Origin of the sequence: Desulfovibrio sp. (assembly GCF_018379785.1) — a bacterium.
Taxonomy (GTDB): domain Bacteria; phylum Desulfobacterota; class Desulfovibrionia; order Desulfovibrionales; family Desulfovibrionaceae; genus Desulfovibrio.
The window spans coordinates 1-6636 of record NZ_JAGZUV010000104.1; the positions used below are offsets into that span (position 1 = coordinate 1).

The 6636-nt window shown below is 61.1% G+C and carries 9 protein-coding genes and 2 pseudogenes; all 11 read right to left on the bottom strand.

Annotated features, from left to right (window positions below; translation table 11 throughout):
• Window positions 1–437 (bottom strand): annotated as a pseudogene (locus KH208_RS14795) (hypothetical protein); the annotation flags it as partial.
• 516 nt (window positions 438–953) lie between these two features.
• Window positions 954–1961: a hypothetical protein gene (locus tag KH208_RS14800; protein ID WP_291437578.1), complete on the bottom strand. Its 1008-nt coding sequence runs from the start codon at window positions 1959–1961 to the stop codon at window positions 954–956.
• Window positions 1954–2535 (bottom strand): putative phage tail protein, encoded by a 582-nt coding sequence (locus tag KH208_RS14805; protein WP_291437580.1) that lies wholly within the window; start codon window positions 2533–2535, stop codon window positions 1954–1956. Before KH208_RS14805 ends, KH208_RS14800 begins: the two co-directional genes overlap by 8 nt.
• Window positions 2536–4380, bottom strand: a complete 1845-nt coding sequence (locus KH208_RS14810) for a baseplate J/gp47 family protein (RefSeq protein ID WP_291437581.1) — start codon at window positions 4378–4380, stop codon at window positions 2536–2538.
• Window positions 4377–4529, bottom strand: a complete 153-nt coding sequence (locus KH208_RS14815; protein ID WP_291437583.1) for a hypothetical protein — start codon at window positions 4527–4529, stop codon at window positions 4377–4379. The genes KH208_RS14810 and KH208_RS14815 overlap by 4 nt, the downstream gene beginning before the upstream one ends.
• A gap of 14 nt (window positions 4530–4543) precedes the next feature.
• Window positions 4544–4876, bottom strand: a complete 333-nt coding sequence (locus KH208_RS14820; protein WP_291437585.1) for a hypothetical protein — start codon at window positions 4874–4876, stop codon at window positions 4544–4546.
• A 3-nt stretch (window positions 4877–4879) separates the two neighbouring features.
• Entirely contained in the window at window positions 4880–5257 is a 378-nt protein-coding gene (locus KH208_RS14825; RefSeq protein WP_062252821.1) for a hypothetical protein, read from the bottom strand.
• Between the two features lie 118 nt (window positions 5258–5375).
• Window positions 5376–5981, bottom strand: a complete 606-nt coding sequence (locus tag KH208_RS14830; RefSeq protein ID WP_291437588.1) for a hypothetical protein — start codon at window positions 5979–5981, stop codon at window positions 5376–5378.
• Window positions 5982–6052: 71 nt separating this feature from the next.
• Window positions 6053–6268 (bottom strand): hypothetical protein, encoded by a 216-nt coding sequence (locus tag KH208_RS14835; protein ID WP_291437590.1) that lies wholly within the window; start codon window positions 6266–6268, stop codon window positions 6053–6055.
• Complete coding sequence (locus KH208_RS14840; protein WP_291437592.1) at window positions 6261–6422, bottom strand: hypothetical protein; 162 nt, start codon at window positions 6420–6422, stop codon at window positions 6261–6263. The genes KH208_RS14835 and KH208_RS14840 overlap by 8 nt, the downstream gene beginning before the upstream one ends.
• A gap of 132 nt (window positions 6423–6554) precedes the next feature.
• Window positions 6555–6636: pseudogene (locus tag KH208_RS14845) on the bottom strand (IS5/IS1182 family transposase); the annotation flags it as partial.

Consider the following 6636-nt stretch of genomic DNA (forward strand, 5'->3'; position numbering starts at 1 on the left):
GCTTCCAGCATTTGCCGTTCACAGCGCAGGTCGATGATTTGCGCCATGATCTCGTCACGCCGTTCATGGTCATACGGCTCATCAGTCCCGAGTTGGATAGCCGACATGGGGCGTAGGGCCTTTTGTTCCAGTTCGCGTATTTCTGCATCAATCGCGACCATACGAGTACGGGCTTCTTCCGGCGTCGGCTCTGGTGGCGTATCGCTCCAACCTTTCGGCAGAGGCCCATATTCTTTAATTTCGTGCGGCTGGCCGTTGACATATCCGCTCTTGCCTTTGTGATCTTCAACCTGTTCCCATTTTTTCCCCGTCCAGCGCGGGATTTTCCCCTCAACGATTGTGGGGGCCGTGCGCGTGGAGTTGTTAGGAAGCAGGCCGTAATCCTCAGTCTCTCCTGCGAAATAGCCGTCTGCCGTATATTGGTAACATTTAGCCATTCTTAAAAACTCCTTTATATCAGGGGATCACCAGTACATTCGCACCAAAGTCGGCGCGCGCGTGTCCAAGCGCCCAACAGTTGTCGCACACTGGATTTCTCTGCTACTGCCTTCTCGAATTCGTCAGCCCGCTGGCGGAGAGCTTCAGCTCGAGGGTGCCCTTCGTTCGCCAAAGCGCGCATCTTGTCAAAAAGAGCAGGCTCATTATGTTTCATTATTTTTCCTTTTTGACCTGCTCCCGGCGTGGGAGACGCGCATGGGGATGCGGGACGCAACATATGGGGACAACTGCATGACGTGCGCCCCATGACAGATAGCCAGTTAGGGACATGGATTGGGGCATTGCGATGGGGTGAGCAATCTCCTGGAGATAGTATGTGGGCTACGAGCGCGGTAGGGGCGCGAAATAACTATATACATATAGCGTTTGATGCTTCTCGCGTGGTGCCCGTCGCCAACAAGGTACAGCCCCGCGCCTGGGGCGCGCTGGCCTGTGCATACCTGGGCCAACCCACATCATGATGCAGGGGTGCCGAGATAGCAGCACGCGAGGGCTCCCCATCTACGAGGGGCGTTGGCGGAGCCGACGGGTTGGATGCGGGCAGAGTCAAAATCCACGAAATAGTTTGAACTATGAGCATTAAACACGTTGCCACCGCTAGCACCAGGTCTCTCCCGCAGTGCGAACGCCCCGGTAATATTACGGTCCGACCAAGCAAAACTGTGTCCAGTTGCGTCAATAGCGCCATATACTTTGCGCCCCTGGTCGCCCTGCGCGCCTCCCACGCTGAGAGAGTCGAATCCGGCCGCTTCGGCGTACATGCCGCGCAGGTCCGGCAGGCGCAACGCGCCGGTGGCGGTGTTCGGCGCGTAAAACGGCGCGCCGCCAATACCGTTCCAACCAACCTTTGTGCCGTCGGCCAGGGTGGCCCACGTCGCCGTGGTCAGGGCCTGCCATTGCGCCTCGGTCTTGCACAGCTTTTTCCCTTCGGTGGTTTGCAGGTAAGCCCAAGCCTCGGGGTAAAGCGTGGCCGCATTCGCCAACAATCCCCCTTGCGCGGGCTGGAAGCCGGGCTTCAGGGTCGGGTGGCGGAAGTAGTAGAATTCGCAGAGGTCGTATTTTTTCATGGTCGGTTGCACTGCCGAAATCGTGCCGTCGGCCTCGATGGTGATGGTCACGCCATCGGGTTTGACGAGTCCCGCACGGGCCGCCGTAGCCAGCAGGACGGACAACACGCCCCTCGCATCCACCGTGCAGGTTTTACCGTCCGGGCTCATGATGCCGGGCGTGCCCACCTCGGCCAGGGGCACTTCGACGCCGATGATTTTGACGATGGCCTGCCAGAGCTGGGATGTATCAGTTTTGTCCAACTCCAGGCCTGCCTCCGTAATGACTCTAACCATCTCTTCCTGAACGCTGTTAAGCCAACCCGCCGTCACAGTGGTGGCGGGGACGGGAATCATAGGATCGCCTTCGGTGAAACGATTGTCCGGTGTGGCGGTACTGCTGTCGATTCTATGCACTGATCTCCTCCTTATAACTCACAAGTCCTATGGTGTGCGCGGGCTTACGCCAGTTTATGATGCATTCCAGAATAGGATCACCCCAAGTGCGCAGAGCTTCGCCCGCAACGCTTTGCCCGGATTTGAACGTGCGGGAGACATCGCCCTCCGCCACAACCAGAAAGGCGAAAATCCAGCCGCCATTGGTCAGGGCATCGCCCGCCGCACTATGCCCGGCCCTGAACTCGCGGAATTCCTGAATTTCAACGTCATAACCGGCCAAAGCGGCGTAGCGTTTGAGCCACGCGCGGGAGATGCCGCCGCGCTCCAAAAAGGCCACGGCCAGCAGGGCGATGCGCTCCTGCAAGAGCTGCCCTCCCTTGGCGCAGGGGCCGGGCAGGCCGTAAACACGCTCCCAGTCCGGAAGCCATTGCTGCCAGACCCATGGACGCAATGCGCCCAGTACCGCCGCGCCGTCCGCCTGAACTCGGTCCAGTTCCCGCCCCTCCATGGTCAGCGAGAGGTCCACAAGCGGAGCGTTGGCGTCGTAGGAGACGGGCGGCAGCAAGGCCGCCAGCAGATCACGGTGCGGCATCTAGAGGGCCTCCAGGGTCAGTTCACCAAGACGGCACCATTGCAGGGCTGTCGGGGCCGGATTGGCGGCTGGCTCGCGGATGGCCACGTCCGCCACGCCCTCCAGGCCGGAGACAGCGGCAATGCAGCGGGCCAGGATCAGCGGATCACCGGGCCGGAGCGCGGCGAATTGCGCCAGCAAAGCGTCCGTCACCGGGCCGCGCAGGCTTTGCAGCGTGGCCGTGCCGCTGACGCGCAGGACAACGGTCATATCCACAGACAGCAACACGGGCGCATAAACTGCCGCATGTGCGCCCAAGGGGCTCTCCGCGTCTATGTGCCCTTGGCAGGCTTGCACCACGTCAGCGCCGGGGATGCCGTCCGCGCCCGTTATCACCACGTCAACCGTGCCCGGCCCCTGGCGCAGGGGATAGACTTGCGCGTCGGCCACGCCGGGCACCTCCCGCGCCCAGCGGCGGTAGTCGGCCGCCGTGCCGCCGGATGGCGGGTTTCTCATATAATCCAGCAGGCGGGACAGCAGGGACGCGTCCGTTTCCGCGTTGGTGCCGCCCACCAGGGTCAGCAGCGCACGGGATTGCACGCCGTCCGGCGCGGCAATCAGCGTCACGGGCGCGGCGTCCAGGGCTGGTAATTCCCCGGCCTGTACGGCTTCGCAGGCGGCTACAGCCGTGGCGGCGTTGTCATCTCCGGCGAGGGTCACGGCCTCCGTGCTGCGGTATGCCACCTCATCGGTGTCTTTGGCCTGTATGCCTGCCGGGACCACGGCCCCGGCGCGGCCCGCAAAAGTCAACGTGCCCGTGGCGCGGGTGGCTGGCTTGCGGGTGATGCCGCGCAAGGCGCAATGCTGCTCAAGATATTCGGGATCAGAGGTGTCCGGTATGAGCTGGCGGGTCTGCCACGCCTGATAGGCATAGAGCCCCTCGGAGGCCGAGGCCGTGGCGCTGGCACGGATGTAAAGGTCACTGTCCGCGTCAGTATGGGCTGTGGCGTCCAGATTGCGGGCATCGCGCAACTGCCGCTGCCGGATATCAGGCGCGCTGGCGAAGATGCCGGGCAGATATTGGCCCATGTCCTTGGTTTCAAAACTGCCCGCGCTGCCCGCGTTAGCCATCATACCCAGAATTTCTTCCGCGTCCTCTTTAGAGAATTGCCGGGCTTTGAGGCCAGCAGCCACGGTCTGGGCAAGGTCCGCCCCGGATGAATTGGTGGCTGTGGCCGTGCGTTGAATTCCGGGCAGAATGGTTTTCGTCGTTTCAAAGTCAATGCCCTGGCCAAAGAGCATGCCGCGCGTTTCCATGGCGCTGTCATTGGTGCCGCCGCCGTATTTGACGGCTGCGGCGTCCAAGGCCCGCAATTCCGTTACCCCCGCACGGATGGAGGCAGCGTCCTTGCGCTCGCCAAAAGCCACTGTGGCGCCGTAAAGAAGTTGTTGCTCCTTATCCACAGGGCGCTGGATGGTCGCTTTGGCGGCCATGCCGCTCGCGCCCACGGCTGCGGCGGCCTGCCAGCCTTTACCCAGGCCGGAACGCAGCTTTTGCATTTGCCCCACGGCGTCCCGCAGGCCCCTGCCCACCCCATGCATGGCGCGGGCAAGGCCCGTCGCGCCTCGCTCCGCGCCCCGCAAGCCGGATTGCGCCTCCCGCGCGCCACGGGCCACGGCGTCCATGCCACGGGCGGCTTCAGTGGCGTCACGGGCCACGCGTTTGACGGAGTCCGCCCGCCCCACGGCATCCACGGCGTCGCCCGCTTTTTTGGCGTTTTTACCCAAGGAGTCCAGCGCCGTACCGGCGGGCTTGCTCAGATTGTCTTTGAGCTTGAGTTCGGCTTGTACTTGGAGATCGCTCATGGGCGCTTCCATTTTCGCCAGTTCTGGCGCAGGCTTTGCACACGGGGCATGCCCCCACGCTGGGCCTGGGGGTACAGGATTTCCACAAAGGCTTCGGCCTCATCCACGGACATGGCGCGGATTTCCGCCAGCGCGAAGCCCTGCCGCACCAGCGCGGCCTCCACTACGCGGAGGGGGCGGGCTGTGCGCTGGCGGCGGCGAGCTTTTTTAACAGGGATTCCTCGACGGCAGAGAGGACGCCATACTCAGTGCTGGCAAGCCTGGCCAACAGTTCCGGGGTAATGGCCGTGGCATCCAGATCGCCCAGGCGGATAAGGCAGGATGCCCATTTGTAACGGCTGATCCGGGCCGGACTGACTTCGGCTCCGGCTTCGGCCTGGGCGCTTTCCAGCGCGCATTCCACGTCTTCCAGTGTGGGCAGACGCATCTCAAAATCTTTGTGCCAGATGCCGTTCACCTCGACGCCATACAAAAAAGAGCCTTTTTCAGTCAGCATGGTTTATTCCTCCACTCGGTCCACGGCAAAAAGTTTGATGTCCCTCTTGGCCTCGCCCTCGGACTCATAGGCCGGGGACACCTCCTGCACCACGCAGCCGGTGTAGGCCGTGCGTTTGCCGTTGCCGGATATGGGATAGATGACCATTTTCACGTCAAAGGCGTTGAACCAGTCCAGTTCCTCGCCGTCCACGGGGATGGGCACGGAGGCCGAGATTTCAAAAGTGGCCACGCCCGTGGAATAGCCCGCGATGCGGCGGCTGCGGTTCATGGTTTTCACGGGCTGGCGGCCCGTGTTTTCCGTGACGGAAAAACTGCTGCACTCCACCTCGCGCCCATCCACTTCCAGGACGACAGCGCCCACATATTCTTTGATTGCCATACATTCTCCTTGCGGAGCCGGAAAAGAGAAGGCCCGCACCGCCACAGTAGTGGCGGCACGGGCCTTAGGAAAGGCTGGCGGAGTTCAGCGGTTGGTGGGACGCGTCTTTGTGTTTACGCTACTCAAGCACGGTAACTTTCTCCAGTATGCCGTCCACATATTTTCGGTGGACTTCCAGAACGCCTTGCGTGCGCAGAATTTTTGCCGCGTCGCGTTCACGGGAGAGTATGTAATAGTATCTGGCCGCGCTTTCCAGGTGCGTAAAGCCATCATCCCGCCGGGGGGGCAATTTCACCTTGGCATAGCGCTGCTGGGCGTCTTTGCATTTGCGGAGCCATGCCTTGGCTTCCGGCGCATTGATGCCTTGGGCGGCAAAGGCTTCCGTAGCAATGAGAGCATAAAGCGCGCTGTTCAGGTTAAAGAGTTCATCCCGGTATTTTTCAAAGGCCGGGTAGTCTTTTTTACCGTACACTTCGCCAAGATCAATGGATGACATGTTGTAAATTTTTGCATTTACCGCCGCATTGCCTAAAAAATCATTCTTCCTGACGCGCAGTAATATATCTTTGATGCTTTTTTCAAGTTCCTTGCTGTCCATATCCTCATCAAGGACAATGGCGACAACATTATTTATAAAAACTTCCTCATCGGAATCATCTTGTTCCGCAGCCCACGCGGGCGTGACCAGCAGGAGAAGCAACAGACAGGTGAACAGTTGTTTCATGGATGCGGCTCCTTATATGTGTTTTCCGTTAGGATACGAAAAGCCCCTTGCCGGGGCAAGGGGCTTGCGGATCAGGCGGCGGCTTTTTCCTGGGATTCCAGAAGTTGCACAGCATCGGTTATGTTCTGGTAGATGTCCTCAAAGGTGAAGTAGAGGCCGTTGGCATCTTGGCTGTTCATATCCACGCCCGCCCCGGCGGGCAGGGAGCAAAGCAGGCGCTGCTGCCAGCGGATGCGCGCGGCGGCCGCCGTGAGCAGGTCGCAGGGATTGGCGTCGGGGCTATGCATGGGCCACCTCCAGCAGGTTGCCCTGCACCGGGCCAGCGAGGGCTGCGGAGGCAGGAGACAACCAGCCCAAGGCGTCGGCGGCCTTGAGCAGGCGGGAGACATCGCGACCGTCGCAATCCAGCAGCTTGGCAATGGCCTGCTTGCCCAGGCCCATGCGGCGGTAGCGCACCACGGAGCGCAGGCGGCGTTTCTTGGCCGGTCCGAGGGCGAAGATAAGTCGGGCGTTGTCTTGCCGTTCGGCTTCGGGCAGAGCTTGCGCCCTGTCTTGCCCTAGGCTCAGGACTCATTAAAGGTAAAAAATGACAATAGCTGCGATGCAAATGGCGGAGAAGAAAGTGTGGGCACACCGATCATAGCGCGTGGCAATT

Bases quoted from the DNA above. Each gene is read 5' to 3' on its own strand.
- KH208_RS14805 (WP_291437580.1), bottom strand. From the start codon at position 2,535: ATGCCGCACCGTGATCTGCTGGCGGCCTTGCTGCCGCCCGTCTCCTAC.
- KH208_RS14810 (WP_291437581.1), bottom strand. From the start codon at position 4,380: ATGAGCGATCTCCAAGTACAAGCCGAACTCAAGCTCAAAGACAATCTG.
- KH208_RS14820 (WP_291437585.1), bottom strand. From the start codon at position 4,876: ATGCTGACTGAAAAAGGCTCTTTTTTGTATGGCGTCGAGGTGAACGGC.
- KH208_RS14825 (WP_062252821.1), bottom strand. From the start codon at position 5,257: ATGGCAATCAAAGAATATGTGGGCGCTGTCGTCCTGGAAGTGGATGGG.
- KH208_RS14830 (WP_291437588.1), bottom strand. From the start codon at position 5,981: ATGAAACAACTGTTCACCTGTCTGTTGCTTCTCCTGCTGGTCACGCCC.
- KH208_RS14835 (WP_291437590.1), bottom strand. From the start codon at position 6,268: ATGCATAGCCCCGACGCCAATCCCTGCGACCTGCTCACGGCGGCCGCC.
- KH208_RS14840 (WP_291437592.1), bottom strand. From the start codon at position 6,422: ATGGGCCTGGGCAAGCAGGCCATTGCCAAGCTGCTGGATTGCGACGGT.